Here is a 20,617-nt window from a genome sequence, read left to right as displayed (position 1 = left end):
ATCAGCGCATCCCGATTGCTGCTACAGGCCGTTCTGCCCATGCCCCTGACCGCCAACGGCCCGCGAAACCGCGCCACTCGCACCTTCATGACCATGCTGGGTGGCTTGCTGCCGATTGCGCTGGGCATCGTCATTTTGCATTGGCAAGCCGAACGCTCGCTGCAACAGAGTACCGTCCGCACCGCCCAGGAAGCCGTGCGCCAGTTTGACCTGATGCTTGATAACACCGCCCTCGCCGCCCAGGTTCTGCTGCCCCTGGCGGGCCAACCCTGCGATGACGCGGCCCAACTGGCGCTGCGCGAGCAGGTCACGCGGCGACCGTTTGTGCGTGCAACCACGTTGTCCTGGCAAAAGAACATCTATTGCAGCTCACTGTTCGGCGGCGACCATGAGTCCAGCGTCAACCCGGCTGACTATGTCGACGGCGCGTTATGGTTGATGACGGGCAACCCGGTTACGCCGGATACCGCGCTCCTGGTGCATCGACTGGTTGACGGCGACAAAGCCGCCTTTGCCTCTATCGACGGCTACCACCTGACCAACGCCCTGCGCTTGATCAGCCGTTACGCGGACCTGACCCTGCAGGTGGGCCCGCACTGGCTCGGTGCCGACGGCAAGGTGCATGACGTGCCGGTGCCTGGCTTTGCCGTGGCTCATCAACACCTGGCGTCCGCGCGCTATCCGTACAGTGTCGACGCCGGCATGCCCGCCGGTGAAGTGTGGCGCTATATGCGCGAGCGTTACCCGGCGTCGTTCAGCCTAGTGGTGTTTTTTGGCGTTCTGGCCGGTGTGCTTGTGCGTGGGCTGCAAAAGCGCTCTTCGACGCCCACCCATGAATTGCAACGAGCGCTGGAAGCGAATGAGTTCGTCCCTTACTTTCAGCCGGTGGTGCGCGGCGACACGCGCGAATGGGCGGGTTGTGAAGTGTTGATGCGCTGGCGCCACCCCAAGGAAGGTTTGGTGCGCCCAGACCTGTTTATTCCTTTGGCCGAACATTGCGGCCTGATCGTGCCGATGACCCGCGCCCTGCTGCGTCAGACCGCTGCGCAACTGGCGCCCTATGCGGCGCGTATCAGCCCGGGCTTCCATATTGGGGTGAATATCACCGCACGCCATTGCCTTGACCTGGAGTTGGTGGATGACTGTCGCGAATTTCTGGCCGCTTTCCCGGCAGGCCAGGTGACGCTGGTGCTGGAGTTGACCGAGCGCGAGCTGATCGAACCCACCGCTATCACGCGACAGCTGTTCGATGCCCTGCATCAACTGGGCGTGATGATCGCCCTCGATGACTTTGGCACCGGGCACTCCAGCCTGGCTTACTTGCGTAATTTCAATGTGGATTATTTGAAGATAGACCAGAGTTTTGTCGCCATGATCGGCGCAGATGTACTATCAAGTCATATCCTCGACAGCATCATAGAGTTGTCCAGCAAGCTCGACCTGGGCATCGTTGCAGAGGGCGTCGAAACAGCCGAGCAGTGTGAATACCTGGCGGCGCACGGTGTGGATTTCCTGCAGGGTTACCTGTTTGGCAGACCGTTACCCGGTGATGAATTCATTCAAACCTTGATCAGTCATTGAATAGCCATACACTCAGCGCGTTGAAATATTCTTAGTTGAGACAAAAGACGTGATTTACTCGTAGCGGATTAACTACTACAATTTTTCCTGCCTGTGCAGAGCTCACAGGACGACGTATTTTTTGAGTCGTTTAAAGCGCTTGGCTTATAGCTTTGTCTGCAGTTGATATCAGCCAACTACACTATTGGAGTACAGATTTTGTCCAGACTCGCCGAATTTCGCGCAGCAGAAAAAGCCCTTCAAGAGCAGCTTGCCCAGCTGGAATCCCTGAAGAACGACGCAGGCTTGAAGAAAGAGATCGAATTCGAAGAAAAGCTTCAGGCATTGATGAAAACCTACGGCAAAGGCCTGCGTGACATCATCCTGATCCTTGATCCAAACCCGGGCAAGTCCAGTGCCGCCGCGGCTCCCAAACAGCGTCGCGCGCGCGTGGTCAAGGTCTACCAGAACCCGCACACTGGCGAGCTGATCGAAACCAAGGGTGGCAACCACCGTGGCCTCAAGACCTGGAAAGAACAATACGGCGCCGAGACGGTAGATTCCTGGCTTCGCGGTTGATCGCATTGCTCTAATAAAAAAGCCCCGCTTAAGCGGGGCTTTTTTTATTCACGCGTTCGAACCTGAACTTAAATAACATTTCATTTTGTTCCATGGCAATCGGCCGAACGTGCTTAAAGTTTGAGACTGTCGCGCACTGAACTGACTTCATCCTTGCTCGCCTCGTATGCTTGCGCTTGGCCAGCGTATGAAAAAACATACGCCTTATCGGTATCAACCGCCGCCACCAATGTTTGTGACAATACGTGCCGGCCGTTCTCGGTAATCACGCAAGTAGTTTCCAGCGCTTCAAGACGGCTCAATGTTGCAGCGTGCATTTTGGTGCACACGCTTTGGTAGCCACCTTGGGCAAACCCTTTCTGGATGGACTTACGCATTTCCAGCAAAACGCCCCGAAGATTAACTTTATGCCCACTTTCGACCGGCGTGCCCGTTAACTCCATGACCATCAACGTGTTGCCGTTTTCATCATTCTTGATCGCACGCTGCCGGGAGACCGGTTGCGGTTTTGCCGGTACCTCGCCATCGGCAATCACTTCTTCGGCTTGCCAGCCGCTGGGCCAATGAATTTCCGGATCGGCCGCCAACACAACAGAACTGGTCAACAGCAAACACCCAGCGCTCAATAGCCGTTTACGAACGTCGAACATGCGAAAAACACCCTAGAACCAAGCACCAAAGTGTGAGCCCCTGCGCCCATCGGTCGCAAGGCCTGCGTCAGCTTTTTCATTTGGCGCGGCAGGCGAGCCTTGCGTATCATGGCTGCGCTGCACAGATGCCAGCCGCAAGCCAAGGGAACGCTCCTCTCACCAGGAGCTGCGTTTGCCCCATTTTTTTCTGGAGGGCCCATGAGCCTGCACGAACTGAACACCTTCCCGGGCGTCACCGCCCAACCTGACACCGCCACGTCGAACTTCGTGTTCAACCACACCATGCTGCGGGTCAAGGACATCACCAAGTCGCTGGATTTCTATACCCGCGTCCTGGGTTTCTCCCTGGTTGAAAAGCGCGATTTCCCGGAAGCCGAATTCAGCCTGTACTTCCTGGCCCTGGTGGACAAATCCCAGATCCCTGCCGACGCCGCCGCGCGCACCCAGTGGATGAAGTCGATCCCGGGCATCCTTGAACTGACCCACAACCACGGCACCGAAAACGATGCCGACTTCGCTTATCACAACGGCAATACCGACCCGCGTGGCTTTGGCCATATCTGCATCTCGGTGCCGGATATCGTTGCAGCGTGCGAACGCTTTGAAGCGCTGGGGTGTGATTTCCAGAAACGCCTGAGCGATGGCCGCATGAAAAGCCTGGCATTCATCAAGGACCCCGATGCGTATTGGGTCGAGATCATTCAACCCGCGCCGCTGTAACGAAAAAACCCCATGATCACTCATGGGGTTTTTCATTTTCAGGCCCTGCGTTACGCCGGCGCAGACGTACGGATCAGGTGATCAAACGCACTCAGCGACGCCTTGGCGCCCTCGCCTACCGCAATCACGATCTGCTTGTACGGCACCGTCGTCACGTCACCGGCGGCAAACACGCCAGGCAGTGACGTTTCGCCACGGGCATCCACAATGATCTCGCCGCGCGGGGTCAGCTCAACCGTGCCCTTGAGCCAATCGGTGTTGGGCAGCAAACCGATCTGCACGAAGATACCTTCCAGGTCGATGGTCTTGAACTCGCCACTGTCGCGATCCTTATACGCCAGGCCGGTAACTTTCTGGCCATCGCCTTTGACTTCGCTGGTCAGCGCGCTGGTGATCACATCAACGTTCGGCAGGCTGTGCAGCTTGCGTTGCAACACCGCGTCGGCGCGCAGCTTGTTGTCGAACTCGAGCAGGGTCACGTGACTCACGATGCCGGCCAGGTCGATGGCCGCTTCAACGCCGGAGTTACCGCCGCCAATCACCGCCACGCGCTTGCCTTTGAACAACGGCCCGTCGCAGTGCGGGCAGAAGCAAACGCCTTTGGCCTTGTATTGCTGCTCACCCGGCACCCCCATTTCACGCCAGCGGGCGCCGGTGGCCAGGATCACCGTCTTGGACTTGAGGGTCGCGCCGCTTTCGAAACGAATTTCATGCAGGTCACCCGCGTTTTTCGCCGGGATCAAGGCACTGGCGCGCTGCAGGTTCATGATGTCCACGTCGTATTGACGCACATGGGCTTCCAACGCGCTGGCCAGCTTCGGCCCTTCGGTTTCCTGTACCGAGATAAAGTTCTCGATGGACATGGTGTCCAGCACCTGGCCGCCAAAACGCTCGGCGGCAACACCGGTGCGAATACCTTTACGCGCCGCATAAATGGCTGCCGAAGAACCGGCAGGCCCACCGCCGACAACGAGGACGTCAAAGGCATCTTTGGCACTGATTTTCTCGGCAGCCTTCTCAATGCCGCTGGTATCGAGCTTGGCGAGGATCTCTTCCAGGCCCATGCGGCCCTGGCCAAAGTTCACACCGTTGAGGTACACGCTGGGCACCGCCATGATCTGGCGTTCATCGACTTCAGCCTGGAACAGCGCGCCGTCGATGGCAACGTGGCGGATGTTCGGGTTGAGCACCGCCATCAGGTTCAGCGCCTGGACCACGTCCGGGCAGTTCTGGCAGGAGAGCGAGAAATAAGTCTCGAAGCTGAACTCGCCTTTGAGGGCGCGGATCTGTTCGATCACTTCGACACTGGCCTTCGACGGGTGGCCACCGACTTGCAGCAGGGCCAGCACCAGCGAAGTGAATTCATGGCCCATGGGGATGCCGGCGAAACGCAGGCTGATATCGGCACCCGGGCGGTTGATGGAGAACGAGGGCTTGCGCGCATCATTGCCATCGGTTTTCAGGGTAATCAGCGTGGTGAGGCTGACGACGTCCTGTAAAAGAGCGAGCATTTCCTGGGATTTCGCGCCGTCATCAAGGGAGGCGACGATCTCGATCGGCTGGGTGACCCGTTCCAGGTATGACTTCAACTGAGCTTTAAGATTGGCGTCCAACATACGGGCGATTTCCTGTTAATTCGGTTTATTGCAGACAAAAAAACGCCCGAGCGAATCTCGCCCGGGCGTTCAGAGGGCGGATGCAGCTTACTTAAGTGCGGAATACCGCCCTTGAGACTTCACAGACTTAGATCTTGCCGACCAGGTCCAGGGACGGAGCCAGAGTGGCCTCGCCTTCTTTCCACTTGGCTGGGCAGACTTCGCCTGGGTGGGCAGCAACGTACTGGGCGGCTTTGATTTTGCGCAGCAGCTCAGAAGCGTCACGACCGACACCACCGTCGTTCAATTCAACGATCTTGATCTGACCTTCTGGGTTGATCACGAACGTGCCGCGGTCTGCCAGGCCAGCTTCTTCGATCAGTACGTCGAAGTTGCGGGAGATGGTCAGGGTTGGGTCGCCGATCATGGTGTACTGGATCTTGCCGATGGCTGGCGAAGTGTTATGCCAGGCAGCGTGGGCAAAGTGGGTGTCGGTGGACACGCTGTAGATCTCGACGCCCAGTTTCTGGAATTCGGCGTAGTTGTCAGCCAGGTCTTCCAGCTCGGTTGGGCAAACGAAGGTGAAGTCGGCCGGGTAGAAGAACACTACGGACCATTTGCCTTTCAGGTCAGCGTCGGTCACATCTACGAAGCTGCCGTTTTTGAATGCGGTGGCTTTGAACGGTTTTACTTGGCTGTTGATGATAGGCATCGTTGACTCTCCGTCAGGGGTTAAGAAGTTGATGAAGTGAATCCTACCCACTCTCTTGACTGATGGCTCATTGGCAAACCTGATGCTGACGATTGGTTTTCGCTATCAGACGACTGTATTAATAGAAGAAAACTCAAAGCAGCGGCTGGGTCGCCAACGTCATACCGAGAAAAGGTGTGGATTCAACATAGCGCATGGCGGATTTCATGTCGCTCCAGCCGACGTAACTCATCAACGACTTCAAATCCCAGCCGCTGCGATGCGCCCATGTGGCGAAGCCCCGGCGCAAGGAATGGCTGGTGTATTGCTCGGCGGCGATGCCCGCACGCTCAAGCGCCTGGCGCAATAACGGGATAAGGCTATTGGGGTGCAGGCCCTCCTCCCCCAGGTTGCCCCAGCGATCAATGCCCCGAAACACCGGGCCACGCACCAACCCCGACGCGCTGAGCCACTCGGTATAGGCTTGCACCGGGCACAAGCGCAGCAGCGCCGGGGTGTGATACGTCTTGCCGAGGTTGTCGCGGTCGCTTTTGCTGCGCGGCAGGTACAGGCTGATACCGGCGCCGGGCGTGGCCTGAACGTGTTCGATACTCAGTCGGCACAACTCATCGCTGCGAAAGCCGCGCCAAAAGCCCAGCAGAATTAACGCGTTATCACGCTTGGCGCGCAGCAGCCGAGGTTGATCCTGAGCCTCGCCCGCTTCGCGCGCTTCGCTATCAAGGGACGCCACCACCTGCTCCAGATGCTTGAGCTGCAACGGCTCGGCTTGTTTCTCCTGAGCTGGGTGCACGGCCCGAATCCCTTTGAGCACCTTGCGCACCACCGGTGTTTTTGTCGGGTCGGCAAAACCCTGGCTGGTGTGCCATTGCGCCAACGCCGAAAGCCGCAGCTTCAAGGTGTTGACCGCCAACACGCCTGCATGGGCCACCAGGTAGCGCGCCACACTGTCACTGGTGGCCGGCAGGAAACCACCCCAACTCACCTCGAAGTGCTCGATGGCAGCGCGATAGCTACGCCGGGTGTTATCGCGGGTGGCGGCATTGAGGTAACGATCCAGATCGCTCATGGGAGGCCTATTCGTACTATTTGGGGGCTGCATAGCGCCCTAACGGTTTTTGACACGGGATAATACGCCAATACCCCATCTGTGAATCGGCCGAATTTGAACGAGCTTTGGATAGTGTTATAGTATGTAACTACATACTACATATTACAGTACCAAATCGACGGAGACCCCATGGCACGCGGCGGAATAAACAAAGCAGTGGTTCAAGCGGCACGCCTGGCGATCCTCGCTCGCGGCGAAAACCCCAGCATTGATGCTGTACGCATCGAGATGGGCAATACCGGCTCGAAAACAACGATCCACCGCTACTTGAAAGAGCTGGACGACAGCGAAACCCGCCTGACCATCGCTCAAGCCCCGATTGACGATGAGCTGGCTGAGTTGGTCGCGCGTCTGTCCCAGCGCCTGAAAGAGAAGGCCCAAGAGCCGATTGACCTAGCTCTGTCGCAGTTCGAACAACAAAAAACCGCCCTGCTCGCCCAGCTGAAATCGCTTGAAGAGACCCACGGCCAGCTGCAGCAACAATTCGATATCCAGGGTGCGGCGCTTGCGGAAGAAAGTGCCGCTCTGCAAACCGCCAGAACCAGCCTGCAGATCGAACAAACCCGTAACGCCGGGCTAAGCCAGGCGTGCAGCGATTACGAATTGCGCATTAATGACAAGGACGAACAGATCCGTTCGCTGGAAGACAAGCACCTGCACGCCCGCGAAGCGCTTGAACACTATCGCAACGCAATCAAGGAACAGCGCGAGCAGGAGCAGCGGCGCCACGAAGGCCAGTTGCAGCAGATACAGGCAGAACTGCGCCAAGCCCAGCAAAGCGCAATGGTGCGCCAGGATGAGATCACCCAGTTGCATCGCGACAACGAGCGACTGCTGATCGAGCACCGGGTAACCACCAAGGAGTTGGCGACGCTGCAAGAGCAAGTGCGCAAGGACCAGGCCCAGCAACTTAAGCTGAGCGAACAGGTAAGCAAGATCGACGGCGAACGCACCCTGCTGCAGGAGCGCCTGCGGGTTGCAACCATGCAAAGCGAGTCACGCCAGCACGCGCTGAGTGAGCTTCAGCAGGCCAACAAAGGGCTGGAGCTGGACCTTATCAAGGCCCAGGCCAGTATCGAGGCATTGCGCCTGGCGGCCGTCGTTGCAACGGCGCCAGAGGCAACACCTGAAACCTGATCAGTGCGCCACAGGTGTGCGCATGGTGACAAACTCTTCCGCCGCCGTGGGGTGCACGCCGATGGTGTCATCGAAATGCTGCTTGGTCGCGCCCGCCTTGAGCGCGATCGCCAGGCCCTGGACGATCTCACCGGCATCCGGGCCGACCATATGGCAGCCCAGCACTTTGTCGGTGTCGGCATCGACCACCAGTTTCATCAAGGTCTTTTCCTGGCAGTCCGTGAGGGTCAGTTTCATCGGCCGGAAACGGCTCTCGAAGATCTGCACCTTGTGGCCCTTCTCTTTCGCCTCTTCTTCAGTCAGGCCCACCGTACCAATATTGGGCAGGCTGAACACCGCCGTGGGGATCATCGTGTAATCCACCGGGCGATACTGCTCTGGCTTGAACAAACGACGCGCCACAGCCATGCCTTCAGCCAGGGCAACCGGCGTTAACTGCACGCGACCGATCACATCGCCGATAGCCAGGATGGACGACTCGGCGGTCTGGTACAGGTCGTCCACTTCGACGAAGCCACGCTTGTCGAGTTTCACGCCCGTGCTCTCCAGCCCAAGGTTGTCCAGCATCGGGCGACGGCCAGTGGCATAGAACACACAATCGGCCTCCAGCACGCGACCGTCTTTGAGCGTGGCCTTGAGGCTGCCATCCGTTTGCTTGTCGATGCGCTCGATGTCGGCATTGAATTGCAGGTCCAGGCCACGCTTGGTCAGCTCTTCTTTTAGATGGGTGCGCACCGAACCGTCGAAGCCACGCAGGAACAGGTCGCCGCGATACAGCAATGAAGTCTGGGCGCCCAACCCGTGGAAAATACCGGCAAACTCGACAGCGATGTAACCACCACCAACTACCAACACGCGCTTAGGCAGCGTTTTGAGGAAAAATGCCTCATTGGAGCCGATGGCATGTTCACGCCCTGGAATCTCCGGAATCTGCGGCCAGCCGCCGGTGGCGATCAGAATATGCTTGGCGGTAAAGCGTTCGCCATTGACCTCAACTTGATGCGCATCAACAAGCCGTGCATGCCCTTCATGCAGCGTCACGCCACTGTTAACCAGCAGGTTGCGGTAGATCCCATTCAGGCGATTGATTTCGCGATCCTTGTTGGCAATCAGCGTAGCCCAGTCAAAATTCGCCTCGCCCAGCGACCAACCGAAGCCGCTGGCTTGCTCGAAATCTTCGGCAAAATGCGCGCCGTACACCAACAGCTTTTTCGGCACGCAGCCGACGTTGACGCAAGTACCGCCCAGGTAGCGGCTTTCGGCCACAGCCACCTTGGCACCAAAGCCGGCGGCAAAGCGCGCCGCGCGAACACCGCCGGAACCGGCGCCAATTACATACAAGTCAAAATCGTAGGCCATTTCACTCTCCTCGGCAGGCCGTCAGCATACCGACTTACATGGGGCTGAAAAACGAAAAAGCCACCCGAAGGTGGCTTTCTCTTACAAACGCATGGGCAAGCGTGAATCAATAAGCCTTGCCAGTCTTGTAGAAGTGCTCGTAGCAGAAGTTGGTGGCTTCGATGTAGCCTTCAGCGCCGCCGCAGTCGAAACGCTGGCCCTTGAACTTGTAGGCAATCACGCAGCCGTCTTTGGCTTGCTTCAACAGGGCGTCGGTGATCTGGATCTCGCCGCCTTTGCCTGGCTCGGTTTCTTCGATCAGCTTGAAAATGTCCGGAGTCAGGATGTAACGACCAATGATCGCCAGGTTTGACGGAGCATCTTCGGGCGCAGGTTTTTCAACCATGTCACGCACGCGGATCAGGCCATCACCAATGTCGTCACCGGCGATAACGCCGTATTTGTTGGTTTCGGTCGGGTTCACTTCCATGACCGCAACGATGGTGCAGCGGTATTTCTGATACAGCTTGACCATCTGGGTCAGTACGCCATCACCTTCCAGGTTAACGCACAGGTCATCCGCCAAGACCACAGCGAACGGTTCGTCACCGATCAGCGGTCGGCCGGTAAGAATCGCATGGCCAAGGCCTTTCATCTGGGTCTGACGGGTGTAGGAGAACGAGCACTCGTCGAGCAGCTTACGGATGCCGACCAGGTATTTTTCCTTGTCGGTGCCCTTGATCTGGTTTTCCAGCTCGTAGCTGATGTCGAAGTGGTCTTCCAGCGCGCGCTTACCACGGCCGGTGACGATGGAAATTTCGTTCAGACCGGCATCCAGAGCTTCTTCCACGCCGTACTGAATCAGTGGCTTGTTCACCACCGGCAGCATTTCTTTGGGCATGGCCTTGGTCGCTGGCAAGAAGCGAGTGCCGTAACCGGCTGCTGGGAACAAGCATTTCTTGATCATATGGGTCCTTAAAAAGGGCTGTGCGTACGAAATTCGGCGCAGTCTAATCAGGCCGCAGCCACCTTACAATGGCAGCTGCTGGCGTTGCGATGTCATCATAGAGAAAAAATGTCAGCGTAAGTTCCACTTATCTTACAAAGACCTTCCTACCGCCTTGGCAAAAATTGCCGGTCACGCATCATTTCCATGGTAAGCCGTCTTTTTAGCACGCTTTTTCAGCCGGAACACTGACTTGGAATAACTTACGCGGCTTCGTGAGATTTGGCGCTATCATTAGGCCCTTGAATCAGACCAGACGAGATTGTTAATAGATGTCAGAACCAAAAGGCGTGAACGGCTACCTGATCACCAAGCGAGCGGACGGCTGGCACCTGATCAACTTTCACGGAGACAGCGTCGCTGGCGTTTTCGAGACAGAAAGCATGGCGATAGCGGTAGCCGAAGTGTTCGTGGATGAAGCCGGCCACGCGTCGAGCAAGCGACCGAAGGGCAAATAAGTCTTCAGCCCCCGCGCAACAAGCCCCGTTTGACGGGGCTTTTTTTGTATCACTCTGTACCTTGATGGCAGTTCGCTATAACCTGCCGAAAACGCCCCACGATAGTGTCAGCGCCTTCCCACACCCTCGACGACGAACACCTATGAACAAACTCCTGGCACTGACAGCGGTTCTGGCACTCGCCGGCTGCACCACCACTTCCGATGTTTACCTGAAAAACGGCGAGCAAGGCCTGACCATCGATTGCTCCGGCGAAGCCAACTCCTGGGCCAGTTGCTACGAAAAAGCCGATGCCTCTTGCGCCGGCACCGGCTATCGCATTGTCGGCACCGAGGGCACGCCATCGCTTAAAGAAAGCGACAAGACCCTGGGCCAGGATGTGGGCAACTACAAAAGTCGCAGTGTGGTGGTGGTCTGCAAGTAACCCTCGCCTACAAGTGAATCTCGGCAAATTTGATACCCAGCTCCCGAAGTAGCTCGGTCAGCTCGTCAAGGCTGGCAAAAGACTCGACTTCGTCTTGCTCGTCCACCAGGAAAAAGCTGCGCCCGCCACTTTTCTTGAAGAACACGATCCACTCACCGAGGTGGGCAGGGTTCTGGATGACATGGGTAGCCGAGATTTCACCCTCGGCATGGCGGGCTTTGACGTGTTCACGCTTCATATCTGGTTTTTCCACGACGGCATCAGCCGGAAATGCACTCTTCCCCGGCTTTTTTCACATCGCCCGGGCGGATCGGCACGTTGGACATGCTCTCGTAAAGCTTGATACTGCTGCCACTGGAGCGCTCGTCAATCTCGAAAATGGCCGAAGGGTCGGCCGAAAATTTCTGCGGCACGATCACGCGCACACCTTCTTTGTGCGGTTCGATCTGCGGCGGACGGCGGGTAGCCGATAATTTCTGTATCACACACGCGGCGTATTCCTGGGGCTTCTTCCCGGAAATGACGGCCAACGTCGGCGGGGTCTGCTTGATATCTGCAACCGAAGCACACCCACCTATCGCCAAGGTCAGCACCAACACACTCCACTTCATACAAAACCTCCAATAAAGACCCTACGACAGCGGGGATGGTAATTTTCTCCCGCACACGTAGGATTTATCCCTGATAACTCGGTAAATAACTGTTTTAAATTGTCGACGTCATTGCAGACGGGCCGATAATAAACGCGCTGGGGCTGATAAACTCCATCTTAACCTACGTATCGTTCTGATTTTTCAGAAAAAGCCCTTCTGGAGACACCCTCATGAAATTCATCCACCAGCGCGAGCACCTCAACGAGGGAGATATCGTCGTCATCGAATGCTCGCAAACCTGCAATATCCGCCTGATGAGCGATGCGAACTTTCGCAGCTTCAAGAATGGCGGTCGCCACACTTACCACGGCGGTGCGTTCGACAAGTTTCCCGCCAAGATCACCGCGCCCAGCACCGGGTTCTGGAATATCACTCTGGACGTGGTCACGCGTCGGGCGATCAGCGTCACCCGCAAGCCTGCGTTGTCCCACAAGATTCGTATCGTTCGTCGTACCAGCACCAAGCTGAGCTGATCCGAACGCGCCATAGGAAATAGCCGTGACTGCCACTACCAAATATGTAATCAAGTACAAACTCAACGGCGAACGCCGTTTTGAGTTCGCCCAACTGACGAGCAATAGCCTGGAAGAAGCCAAGCAAGCCTTGGCGAAAATCCACGATGCCAGCGATGAAATCACTGACATCACCGTGAGTAAGGCGTTGTAAGGCATGCCCGGCCCCACTGCCGATCTGTTCGCCGACGACGCCCTGCAACAACCCGCCGGGCGCGAGCAAATCGGCGAACAGTCCTACGTGCTACGGGCTTACGCCCTGCCCTGGGTTGAGCGGCTTCTACCTGAGCTACGCCGCGTGCTGGCTCAATCCCCGTTTCGGCAAATGGTCACTCCGGGCGGCTTTACCATGTCGGCTGCGTTGAGTAGCTGTGGAGAACTGGGCTGGACCACCGATACCAGAGGCTACCGCTACAGCCCGCTGGACCCGCGCAGCCAGCAACCCTGGCCGGCCCTGCCCGACGCATTGCGCGAACTGGCGGTGCTGGCGGCAGCCGACGCCGGCTTCAACGATTTCGCCCCGGATGCCTGCTTGATCAACCGCTATGTCCCCGGCGCGAAAATGTCCCTGCACCAGGACAAGAACGAACGAGACTACAGCGCGCCAGTCGTGTCGGTGTCCCTCGGGCTGCCGGCAGTTTTTCTGTTTGGCGGCCATGCGCGTAGTGACAAGCCGCAAAAGATTTCGTTGTTTCATGGCGATGTGGTGGTGTGGGGCGGGGTTGATCGCCTGCGTTTTCATGGCGTAATGCCCATCAAGGAGGGCGTGCACCCCCGCATGGGACGGCAACGCATCAACCTCACCTTGCGCACCGCCGGCTGATTTGAGCGCAAGCTTCGGAGTGCCAGGTTTTTACGAGGCGGCTAATCTGCCCAGGACCTGTAACGAGTGCCTGCCATGACTACCGAACAAGATCCACGCTGGGCTGCGATCCTCACCCGCGACCCCAAGGCCGATACGCTGTTCGTCTACGGTGTGAAAACCACCGGCGTGTACTGTCGCCCCAGCAGTGCTTCGCGTTTGCCGCGCCCGGAAAATATCGAGTTTTTCGACACTCCCGCCCAAGCCGAAGCGGCAGGCTATCGGCCCAGTAAGCGTGCCGTCGGCGACCAGACCCAGCGGGCAGCGCAGCATGCGCAACGGGTGGCCATGGCCTGCCGCCATATCGAGCAGGCCGACACCCCGCTCAGCCTTGATGCCCTGGCCAAGTTGGCGGGCCTGAGCCCGTTTCACTTCCACCGTGTATTCAAGGCCGTCACGGGGCTGACGCCCAAGGCTTACGCCAGCGCACACCGCTCACGCAAAGTGCGCGCCGGGCTCAAGGGCCAACATACGGTGACCGATGCGCTGTATGACGCAGGCTTCAATTCCAACAGTCGTTTTTATGCCTCGGCCGATCAGTTGCTGGGCATGAAACCCAGCGATTACAGGGCCGGCGGCGCCCACAACGAGATTCTGTTCGCGGTGGGCCAATGTTCGCTGGGGGCGATCCTGGTGGCACAGAGCGCCCGCGGCGTGTGTGCGATCCTGCTGGGAGATGACCCCGAGCAACTGGTGCGCGAACTGCAGGACCAATTCCCCAAGGCCGACCTGGTGGGCGCCGACCGCCGCTTCGAACAGTTGATCGCGCAGGTGGTGGGTTTTATCGAAGCGCCCGCCCTGGGCCTGGACCTGCCGCTGGATGTGCGCGGCACCGCGTTTCAGGAGCGGGTATGGCAAGCCTTGCGCGAAATTCCGCTGGGCAGCACGGCCAGCTATGCGCAAATCGCCGAAAAGATCGGCGCACCCACGTCGTTTCGTGCGGTGGCCCAGGCCTGCGGAGCCAACCGCCTGGCAGTGGCAATCCCGTGTCATCGCGTGGTGCGCAGCAACGGTGATGTGTCGGGCTACCGCTGGGGGGTGGAACGCAAGCGCCAATTGCTGGAGCGCGAACGCGGCGATTGAACCGCACGAAAAGCCTGCGTCGTCCAGTGAATAAAACAGACTGGCCGCGCAGCGATGGCCCTGCTAAAACAGCGAAAAAACCGACTAACGCTGGAGACGCATCACATGGGCACCTGGCCAGACACGCGCATTCTCGACCTGCTGGGTATCGAGGTCCCTATCATCCAGGCCCCCATGGCCGTTGGCACCACCCCCGCCATGGTAATCGCCGCCAACCGTGCTGGCGCGCTGGGTTCCATGCCGGCTGCCGCGCTGAGTATTGAACAACTGCGTGACGCGCTGACCACCATCCGCCAGGCCAGCGATCGACCGATCAACGTCAATTTTTTCTGCCATCAACCGCCTTCCGTTGACGACGCGCGGGACCAACGCTGGAAAGCGCTGCTGGAACCGTACTACCGCGAATTGGGCGCCGATTTTGATGCGCCAACGCCGGTGTCCAACCGCGCGCCGTTCAACGATGCCGCCTGCCAGGTCGTCGAAGAGTTTCGCCCTGAGGTCGTCAGCTTTCACTTTGGCCTGCCGGAAAAATCCCTGCTGGAGCGGGTAAAAGCCACGGGCGCCAAGGTGCTGTCCTCTGCCACCACTGTGGAAGAGGCGGTCTGGCTGCAAGCCCATGGCTGCGACGCAATCATCGCCATGGGCATCGAAGCGGGCGGGCATCGCGGCTTGTTTCTCAGCGACGATCTCAATACGCAGATCGGCTTGTTCGCCCTGCTACCCCAGGTTGTGGACGCCGTGAGCGTACCGGTGATCGCCGCCGGCGGTATCGGCGATGCACGCGGGATCGTCGCGGCGTTCGCCCTGGGTGCTTCGGCCGTGCAGATCGGCACTGCATACCTGTTCACCCCCGAAGCGAATGTAACCGCCGCCCATCACCATGCGTTGCGCCACGCCCAGGCCAGCGAAACTGCACTCACCAACCTGTTCACTGGCCGCCCGGCGCGGGGCATCGTCAACCGGCTGATGCGTGAATTGGGTGCGATCAATCCGGCGGCGCCGGCATTTCCCAAGGCCGGCGGAGCGTTGATGCCGCTCAAGGCCAAGGATGAAGCGGGTTTCAGCAACCTCTGGTCGGGCCAGGCACTGCGCCTGGGCAAGGACCTGGCCACCTATGAGCTGACCCGCGAGTTGGCCGAACAAGCCCTGGCCAAACTCACGTAACCCAGCCACCTGCGGCAACATTGCGCTGTACCGGCAAAGGCCAACCGCTATATATTCGCGTACATAGCGGTTAGCCCTTCTACCCACCTGCCGTACATCCCAAGGAGCTGCTCCATGATGATTCACGCCTCACGCCTGGCCGTGCTGGTCGCCGCGTTCGCGGCCGGCTCGGCCAGCGCCGATGAAGTCCAGGTGGCCGTGGCCGCCAACTTCACCGCGCCGATCCAGGCGATTGCCGCCGACTTCCAGAAGGACACCGGCCACACGCTGGTCGCGGCCTATGGTGCTACCGGGCAGTTTTACACGCAGATCAAAAACGGCGCGCCGTTCGAGGTGTTCCTGAGCGCCGACGACGCCACCCCGAAAAAACTCGAAGACGAAGGCGCCACCGTCAAGGGCTCGCGCTTTACTTATGCCGTGGGCACGTTGGCGCTGTGGTCGGCTAAAGAAGGCTATGTAGACGCCAACGGTGAGGTCTTGAAGAAAAATGACTTCAAGCACCTGTCCATCGCCAACCCGAAAGCCGCGCCGTACGGCCTGGCCGCGACCCAAGTTGTGGCCAAAGAAGGCCTGACCGAGCAGGTCAAGGCCAAGCTGGTTGAAGGCCAGAACATCACCCAGGCCTATCAGTTCGTGTCTACCGGTAACGCCGAGTTGGGGTTCGTGGCCTTGTCGCAGATCTACAAAGACGGCAAAGTCAGCCGCGGCTCTGCATGGATCGTCCCCGCCTCCATGCACGACCCGATCAAACAGGACGCGGTGATCCTCAACAAAGGCAAAGACAGCGCCGCTGCCAAAGCGCTGGTTGAATACCTCAAAGGCCCCAAAGCCGCGGCGGTTATCAAATCCTACGGTTACGAGTTATAAATGCCGCTATCGAGTGCCGATTTTTCCGCCATCTGGTTGACCATCAAACTGGCTTCGCTGACCACAGTGATCCTCTTGGTCATCGGCACTCCGATTGCCCTGTGGCTGTCGCGCACCCGCTCGTGGTGGCGTGGCCCCATCGGCGCGATCGTCGCCCTGCCACTGGTGCTGCCACCTACGGTGATTGGCTTTTATCTGCTGCTGACCATGGGCCCAAACGGTTACGTCGGCCAGTTCACTCAGTGGCTGGGGCTGGGCACCCTCACCTTCAGCTTCACCGGTTTGGTGATCGGCTCAGTGATCTATTCGATGCCGTTTGTGGTGCAGCCGTTGCAAAACGCCTTCAGCGCCATCGGCACTCGCCCGTTGGAAGTGGCCGCGACCTTGCGCGCCAATCCCTGGGACACCTTCTTTACCGTCATTTTGCCACTGGCACGCCCAGGGTTTATCACCGCGGCCATCCTCGGGTTCGCCCATACGGTCGGTGAGTTCGGCGTGGTATTGATGATCGGCGGCAATATTCCGGACAGGACCCGCGTGGTCTCGGTGCAGATCTACGACCATGTCGAAGCCATGGAATATGCCCAGGCTCATTGGCTTGCCGGGGCCATGCTGGTGTTTGCGTTTCTTGTGTTGCTGGCGCTGTACTCCAGCCGTAAAACCAGGATGGGCTGGAACTGATGTCGACGATTGACGTACGCCTGCAACTCAAATACCCCGACTTCGCCCTAGAGGTCGACCTGCATCTGCCGGGGCGCGGCGTGACGGCGTTGTACGGGCACTCCGGCTCCGGCAAAACCACCTGCCTGCGCTGCATCGCCGGGCTTGCGCGTGCGCACGACGGTTTTATCCAGGTCAACGATGAGGTCTGGCAGGACAGCCGCACCGGGTTATTCGTGGCCCCGCATAAACGCGCCCTGGGCTACGTGTTCCAGGAAGCCAGCCTGTTCCCGCATCTGTCGGTGCGCGCCAACCTGGAATTCGGCCTCAAGCGCATCCCCCGCCAGCAGCGCCGCGTGGACATGGCCCAAGCCACCGAGCTCTTGGGCATCGGCCATCTGCTGGAGCGCAACCCCTTGTTCCTCTCCGGCGGTGAACGCCAGCGCGTCGGTATCGCCCGGGCTTTGCTCACCAGCCCAACACTGCTGCTGATGGATGAACCGCTGGCCGCCCTCGACAGCCAGCGCAAGGGCGAGATCCTGCCATATCTGGAGCGCCTGCACGATGAACTGGATATTCCCGTGCTGTACGTCAGCCACGCCCAGGATGAAGTGGCGCGCCTGGCCGATCACATCGTGCTGCTCAGCGCCGGCAAGGCCCTGGCCAGCGGCCCCATCGGCGAGACCCTGGCGCGGCTCGACCTGCCGCTGGCACGGGGCGACGACGCCGGTGTGATGATCAACGGCACCGTCAGCGCCTATGACGCGCATTATCAACTGCTGACGCTGCAACTGCCTGGCAGCGCCCTGCCAATGCGCATCGCTCATGCGCCACTGGCCGTCGGCAAAGCGTTGCGGGTCAAGGTGCAGGCGCGGGACGTGAGCCTGAGCCTGCAGGCCGAAGAACACAGCAGCATCCTCAACCGCCTGCCGGTGACGGTGACCGACGAAATAGCCGCGGACAACAGCGCCCATGTGCTGGTACGCCTGGAGGCTGCCGGCACGCCATTGCTGGCACGTATCACGCGCTTCTCCCGCGATCAGTTGCAACTGCACCCGGGCCAGGCGTTGTGGGCGCAAATCAAGGCGGTCGCCGTGCTCGCATAACTATTTGGCACGACCGCACAGGGCTGCGGTCAATCAGACATACCGGCCTGATGTGTTGCCAAGGAACCCGCCCATGCCCGACTCTGCGTTGCCCGCCGATCTACCCCGCGATTTGCATTACGTTGACGACACCCAGCCCGGTATCCGCCGCAAGAAAGTACGCGGCAAGTTCCAGTATTTCGATGCCAAGGGTGAGCGCATCAACGACGCTGACCAAATCAAGCGTCTCAACGCCCTGGCCGTGCCCCCCGCCTACACCGATGTGTGGATCTGCGCCGACCCGCGCGGCCATCTGCAAGCCACCGGCCGCGACGCGCGTGGGCGTAAGCAATACCGCTATCACCCGCGCTGGCGTGAAGTGCGCGACAGCGATAAGTACTCGCGCCTGCAGGCGTTCGGCAAGGCGCTGCCCCCATTGCGCAAGCGGTTGCAAGCGCAACTGGCGGAACCCGGCTTTACCCGCGAGAAAGTCCTGGCCACGGTGGTGATGCTGCTGGACGCCACGTTGATCCGCGTCGGCAACACCCAGTACGCGCGCGACAACAAGTCCTACGGGTTGACCACCCTGCGCAACCGCCATGTGGGTATCAAGGGCAGCGAAATCAAGTTCCAGTTCCGTGGCAAGAGTGGCGTGGAGCATCAGGTCAGCGTCAGGGATCGGCGCCTGGCCACGGTGGTCCGGCGCTGCATGGAATTGCCGGGGCAGAACCTGTTCCAGTACCTGGATGAAGAGGGAGAGCGTCACACCGTCAGTTCCCACGATGTAAACGCCTACCTGCACAGCCTGACCGGCGCCGACTTCACCGCCAAGGATTACCGCACCTGGGCCGGTACCGCCATGGCGCTGGCGGTACTGCGCGAACTGCAATGGCAGCCCGAATCCGAAGCCAAGCGGCACGTGGTGGCGATGGTTAAGGACGTCGCCAGGCAACTGGGCAATACACCGGCGGTGTGCCGCAAGTGTTATATCCACCCCGCCGTGCTAGAGCATTTCAGCCTGGGCGAGCTGTCGAAACTGCCCAAGCCGCGCAAGCGCAAGGGGCTCAAGGCCGAGGAAGTCGCGCTGGCCATGTTCCTTGAGCAGCTCGCCAAGGGACGTTAGGCGGTGCAACTTAAAGCTGTCTGAGATCATTGCGCACGTCAGCAAAGCGTCCTACCGTAGTGGCCGGATAATCTCACTTGAGGAGCACGGCCCATGCTGCCTTCGTCCCACAAGCCGTTCGCCAATGCCGCGCTTGCTCATCAACAGCGCTGGCGCGGTCGGGTCGGCTTGATGCTGGTGGCCAGCCTCTCGGTGCTGGCCGGCATGACCGACGCCATTGGCTTTATGGCCAGCGGTGACTTCGTGTCGTTCATGAGCGGTAACACCACGCGCCTGGCGGTGGCGATCAGCGCCGGTGATCTCGGTTTGACAGGACGCCTGCTGCTGCTGGTTGCCACCTTCGTTGTCGGCAATGCGTTGGGGGTGGTGGTCAGCCGCTTCGGGCGGCGGCATGCACTGCCATTGCTGCTGTGCATCGCCACATTGCTGTGCGCGGGCGCGCTGTGGCCGTTCGAGGATGCCTTGCCCGCTTTGCTGGCGGCAATCACGGCGATGGGTATGCTCAACGCGGCGGTGGAAGAGGTGAATGGTTTACCGGTGGGGCTGACCTACGTCACGGGGGCACTGTCGCGCTTTGGTCGTGGCCTGGGCCGCTGGATGCTGGGGGAGCGCCGCAACGGGTGGCGGGTGCAACTGATCCCGTGGGGCGGCATGTTTGTGGGCGCGGTGATCGGTGCGCTGTTGGAGCAGCAGATGGGCCTGAAGGCGTTGCTGGTCAGTGGCGTGTTGGCCGGGGCACTGGGGGTCTTGACACTGAAGATCCCTCGGCGTTGGCATTTGGGGTTTATGCCGCGCTAGAAGAAGGATGCTCGCCCGACGTGCTGGCCTCGACGTCCGTGTACTGGTAAAGAGCCATTACCTCGGGCGAGCGGTGTGAATAATAAGCGAATGTCCGGCGGCTGTCGTGCCGGGCATTTCCGAATATGCCTAAGGCACGGGATTACAGGCAGGTCGCCAATGCGGCCAAACGACGCTTGGCGGGCATGCCGTCGGCAGCGGCGTAATACTTGACGGACGATCCGCTACCGGCGCTTTGCACGTCCACGAAGTAATCGCCGCCCGTGGTGTACACGGTAAAACCGCCCGCCCCGCTCGGCTCCTTGAAACCACCGGCGTCCACGCCAAACACGCTTTCATCCTGCCAGCCAAACTGAACGCACTCGGCAACCACCAGGGTGGTTTTATCCGACGCCAGGGTTTTGTAGGGCGTGCCCGCGCGCGCGTCTTTCATCTTCGAACCCGCGCAACCGGCCAGTGCTGCCAGTACCAATGCGCCCATGACCACCTTTCGCATGCCATCGCTTCCTTGAAAAAACGCGAC

The 20,617-nt window shown here is 59.4% G+C and carries 25 protein-coding genes; 16 read left to right on the top strand and 9 right to left on the bottom strand.

Annotation, left to right across the window (positions count from 1 at the left end; all coding sequences use genetic code 11):
* The first annotated feature begins 39 nt into the window (after positions 1–39).
* Positions 40–1,581 (top strand): EAL domain-containing protein, encoded by a 1,542-nt coding sequence (locus AB4O23_RS17895; RefSeq protein WP_460150212.1) that lies wholly within the window; start codon positions 40–42, stop codon positions 1,579–1,581.
* Between the two features lie 198 nt (positions 1,582–1,779).
* Positions 1,780–2,139 (top strand): histone-like nucleoid-structuring protein, MvaT/MvaU family, encoded by a 360-nt coding sequence (locus AB4O23_RS17890; RefSeq protein WP_065879049.1) that lies wholly within the window; start codon positions 1,780–1,782, stop codon positions 2,137–2,139.
* 113 nt (positions 2,140–2,252) lie between these two features.
* On the opposite strand, the gene AB4O23_RS17885 is transcribed toward AB4O23_RS17890, so the two are convergent.
* The gene (locus AB4O23_RS17885; protein ID WP_460138662.1) at positions 2,253–2,789 is read right to left on the bottom strand and encodes a DUF4946 domain-containing protein; all 537 of its coding nucleotides are present in this window, start codon (positions 2,787–2,789) and stop codon (positions 2,253–2,255) included.
* Between the two features lie 198 nt (positions 2,790–2,987).
* On the opposite strand from AB4O23_RS17885, the gene gloA reads away from it, so the two are divergent.
* The gene (gloA, locus tag AB4O23_RS17880; RefSeq protein WP_017528076.1) at positions 2,988–3,509 is read left to right on the top strand and encodes a lactoylglutathione lyase; all 522 of its coding nucleotides are present in this window, start codon (positions 2,988–2,990) and stop codon (positions 3,507–3,509) included.
* Positions 3,510–3,559: 50 nt separating this feature from the next.
* Here the strand turns inward: gloA and ahpF are convergent, their stop codons facing one another.
* From ahpF to AB4O23_RS17865, 3 genes are all read right to left on the bottom strand, one after another.
* Positions 3,560–5,125 carry an alkyl hydroperoxide reductase subunit F gene (gene ahpF, locus AB4O23_RS17875; RefSeq protein ID WP_068931860.1) on the bottom strand — a complete coding sequence of 522 codons (1,566 nt, stop codon included), beginning with the start codon at positions 5,123–5,125 and terminating at the stop codon, positions 3,560–3,562.
* Between the two features lie 127 nt (positions 5,126–5,252).
* Positions 5,253–5,816, bottom strand: coding sequence for an alkyl hydroperoxide reductase subunit C (gene ahpC, locus AB4O23_RS17870; RefSeq protein ID WP_003191303.1), 564 nt, complete (start codon positions 5,814–5,816; stop codon positions 5,253–5,255).
* Positions 5,817–5,949: 133 nt separating this feature from the next.
* Positions 5,950–6,882 (bottom strand): site-specific integrase, encoded by a 933-nt coding sequence (locus AB4O23_RS17865; RefSeq protein ID WP_137220111.1) that lies wholly within the window; start codon positions 6,880–6,882, stop codon positions 5,950–5,952.
* A gap of 171 nt (positions 6,883–7,053) precedes the next feature.
* Here AB4O23_RS17865 and AB4O23_RS17860 point away from each other — a divergent pair, with 171 nt between their 5' ends.
* The gene (locus AB4O23_RS17860) at positions 7,054–8,061 is read left to right on the top strand and encodes a DNA-binding protein (protein ID WP_068931862.1); all 1,008 of its coding nucleotides are present in this window, start codon (positions 7,054–7,056) and stop codon (positions 8,059–8,061) included.
* Here AB4O23_RS17860 and gorA read toward each other — a convergent pair whose 3' ends face one another.
* Both gorA and galU read right to left on the bottom strand, forming a co-directional pair.
* Entirely contained in the window at positions 8,062–9,420 is a 1,359-nt protein-coding gene (gene gorA / locus AB4O23_RS17855; protein WP_065879044.1) for a glutathione-disulfide reductase, read from the bottom strand.
* 106 nt (positions 9,421–9,526) lie between these two features.
* Positions 9,527–10,366, bottom strand: a complete 840-nt coding sequence (gene galU, locus AB4O23_RS17850; protein ID WP_003173830.1) for a UTP--glucose-1-phosphate uridylyltransferase GalU — start codon at positions 10,364–10,366, stop codon at positions 9,527–9,529.
* A 311-nt stretch (positions 10,367–10,677) separates the two neighbouring features.
* On the opposite strand from galU, the gene AB4O23_RS17845 reads away from it, so the two are divergent.
* On the top strand, positions 10,678–10,863 hold the full coding sequence (locus AB4O23_RS17845) for a hypothetical protein (protein ID WP_017528082.1): 186 nt from the start codon (positions 10,678–10,680) through the stop codon (positions 10,861–10,863).
* Positions 10,864–11,005: 142 nt separating this feature from the next.
* Positions 11,006–11,287: a hypothetical protein gene (locus AB4O23_RS17840; protein WP_017528083.1), complete on the top strand. Its 282-nt coding sequence runs from the start codon at positions 11,006–11,008 to the stop codon at positions 11,285–11,287.
* A gap of 7 nt (positions 11,288–11,294) precedes the next feature.
* Here the strand turns inward: AB4O23_RS17840 and AB4O23_RS17835 are convergent, their stop codons facing one another.
* Together AB4O23_RS17835 and AB4O23_RS17830 are read right to left on the bottom strand one after the other, a co-directional pair.
* The gene (locus AB4O23_RS17835) at positions 11,295–11,525 is read right to left on the bottom strand and encodes a hypothetical protein (protein ID WP_017528084.1); all 231 of its coding nucleotides are present in this window, start codon (positions 11,523–11,525) and stop codon (positions 11,295–11,297) included.
* 22 nt (positions 11,526–11,547) lie between these two features.
* Positions 11,548–11,898 (bottom strand): hypothetical protein, encoded by a 351-nt coding sequence (locus AB4O23_RS17830; RefSeq protein WP_460084675.1) that lies wholly within the window; start codon positions 11,896–11,898, stop codon positions 11,548–11,550.
* Between the two features lie 212 nt (positions 11,899–12,110).
* On the opposite strand from AB4O23_RS17830, the gene AB4O23_RS17825 reads away from it, so the two are divergent.
* From AB4O23_RS17825 to AB4O23_RS17780, 10 genes are all read left to right on the top strand, one after another.
* Complete coding sequence (locus AB4O23_RS17825) at positions 12,111–12,413, top strand: DUF1883 domain-containing protein (RefSeq protein WP_003173824.1); 303 nt, start codon at positions 12,111–12,113, stop codon at positions 12,411–12,413.
* Between the two features lie 25 nt (positions 12,414–12,438).
* Positions 12,439–12,606, top strand: a complete 168-nt coding sequence (locus AB4O23_RS17820; RefSeq protein ID WP_017528086.1) for a hypothetical protein — start codon at positions 12,439–12,441, stop codon at positions 12,604–12,606.
* Positions 12,607–12,609: 3 nt separating this feature from the next.
* On the top strand, positions 12,610–13,275 hold the full coding sequence (gene alkB, locus AB4O23_RS17815; protein WP_068931863.1) for a DNA oxidative demethylase AlkB: 666 nt from the start codon (positions 12,610–12,612) through the stop codon (positions 13,273–13,275).
* Between the two features lie 75 nt (positions 13,276–13,350).
* Positions 13,351–14,397 carry a bifunctional DNA-binding transcriptional regulator/O6-methylguanine-DNA methyltransferase Ada gene (gene ada, locus AB4O23_RS17810; RefSeq protein ID WP_017528088.1) on the top strand — a complete coding sequence of 349 codons (1,047 nt, stop codon included), beginning with the start codon at positions 13,351–13,353 and terminating at the stop codon, positions 14,395–14,397.
* 105 nt (positions 14,398–14,502) lie between these two features.
* A complete protein-coding gene (locus tag AB4O23_RS17805) occupies positions 14,503–15,561 on the top strand; it encodes an NAD(P)H-dependent flavin oxidoreductase (RefSeq protein WP_017528089.1) in 1,059 nt (352 codons plus the stop codon).
* Between the two features lie 114 nt (positions 15,562–15,675).
* Positions 15,676–16,428 (top strand): molybdate ABC transporter substrate-binding protein, encoded by a 753-nt coding sequence (gene modA / locus AB4O23_RS17800; protein WP_065879042.1) that lies wholly within the window; start codon positions 15,676–15,678, stop codon positions 16,426–16,428.
* Positions 16,429–17,109 (top strand): molybdate ABC transporter permease subunit, encoded by a 681-nt coding sequence (gene modB, locus AB4O23_RS17795; protein ID WP_065879041.1) that lies wholly within the window; start codon positions 16,429–16,431, stop codon positions 17,107–17,109. It abuts the gene before it with no gap.
* A complete protein-coding gene (gene modC, locus AB4O23_RS17790; RefSeq protein WP_065879040.1) occupies positions 17,109–18,194 on the top strand; it encodes a molybdenum ABC transporter ATP-binding protein in 1,086 nt (361 codons plus the stop codon). The genes modB and modC overlap by 1 nt, the downstream gene beginning before the upstream one ends.
* Before the next feature lie 73 nt (positions 18,195–18,267).
* Positions 18,268–19,296 carry a DNA topoisomerase IB gene (locus AB4O23_RS17785; RefSeq protein ID WP_065879039.1) on the top strand — a complete coding sequence of 343 codons (1,029 nt, stop codon included), beginning with the start codon at positions 18,268–18,270 and terminating at the stop codon, positions 19,294–19,296.
* Between the two features lie 93 nt (positions 19,297–19,389).
* The gene (locus tag AB4O23_RS17780; protein WP_017528094.1) at positions 19,390–20,094 is read left to right on the top strand and encodes a YoaK family protein; all 705 of its coding nucleotides are present in this window, start codon (positions 19,390–19,392) and stop codon (positions 20,092–20,094) included.
* Positions 20,095–20,236: 142 nt separating this feature from the next.
* Here AB4O23_RS17780 and AB4O23_RS17775 read toward each other — a convergent pair whose 3' ends face one another.
* Positions 20,237–20,590, bottom strand: coding sequence for a hypothetical protein (locus tag AB4O23_RS17775; protein ID WP_026067277.1), 354 nt, complete (start codon positions 20,588–20,590; stop codon positions 20,237–20,239).
* Positions 20,591–20,617: the final 27 nt, after the last annotated feature.

The organism is Pseudomonas sp. H2_A10 (genome assembly GCF_054680085.1).
Note: the sequence above shows the minus strand (reverse complement) of the source record. Positions and strands in the feature narration are given on the sequence as shown.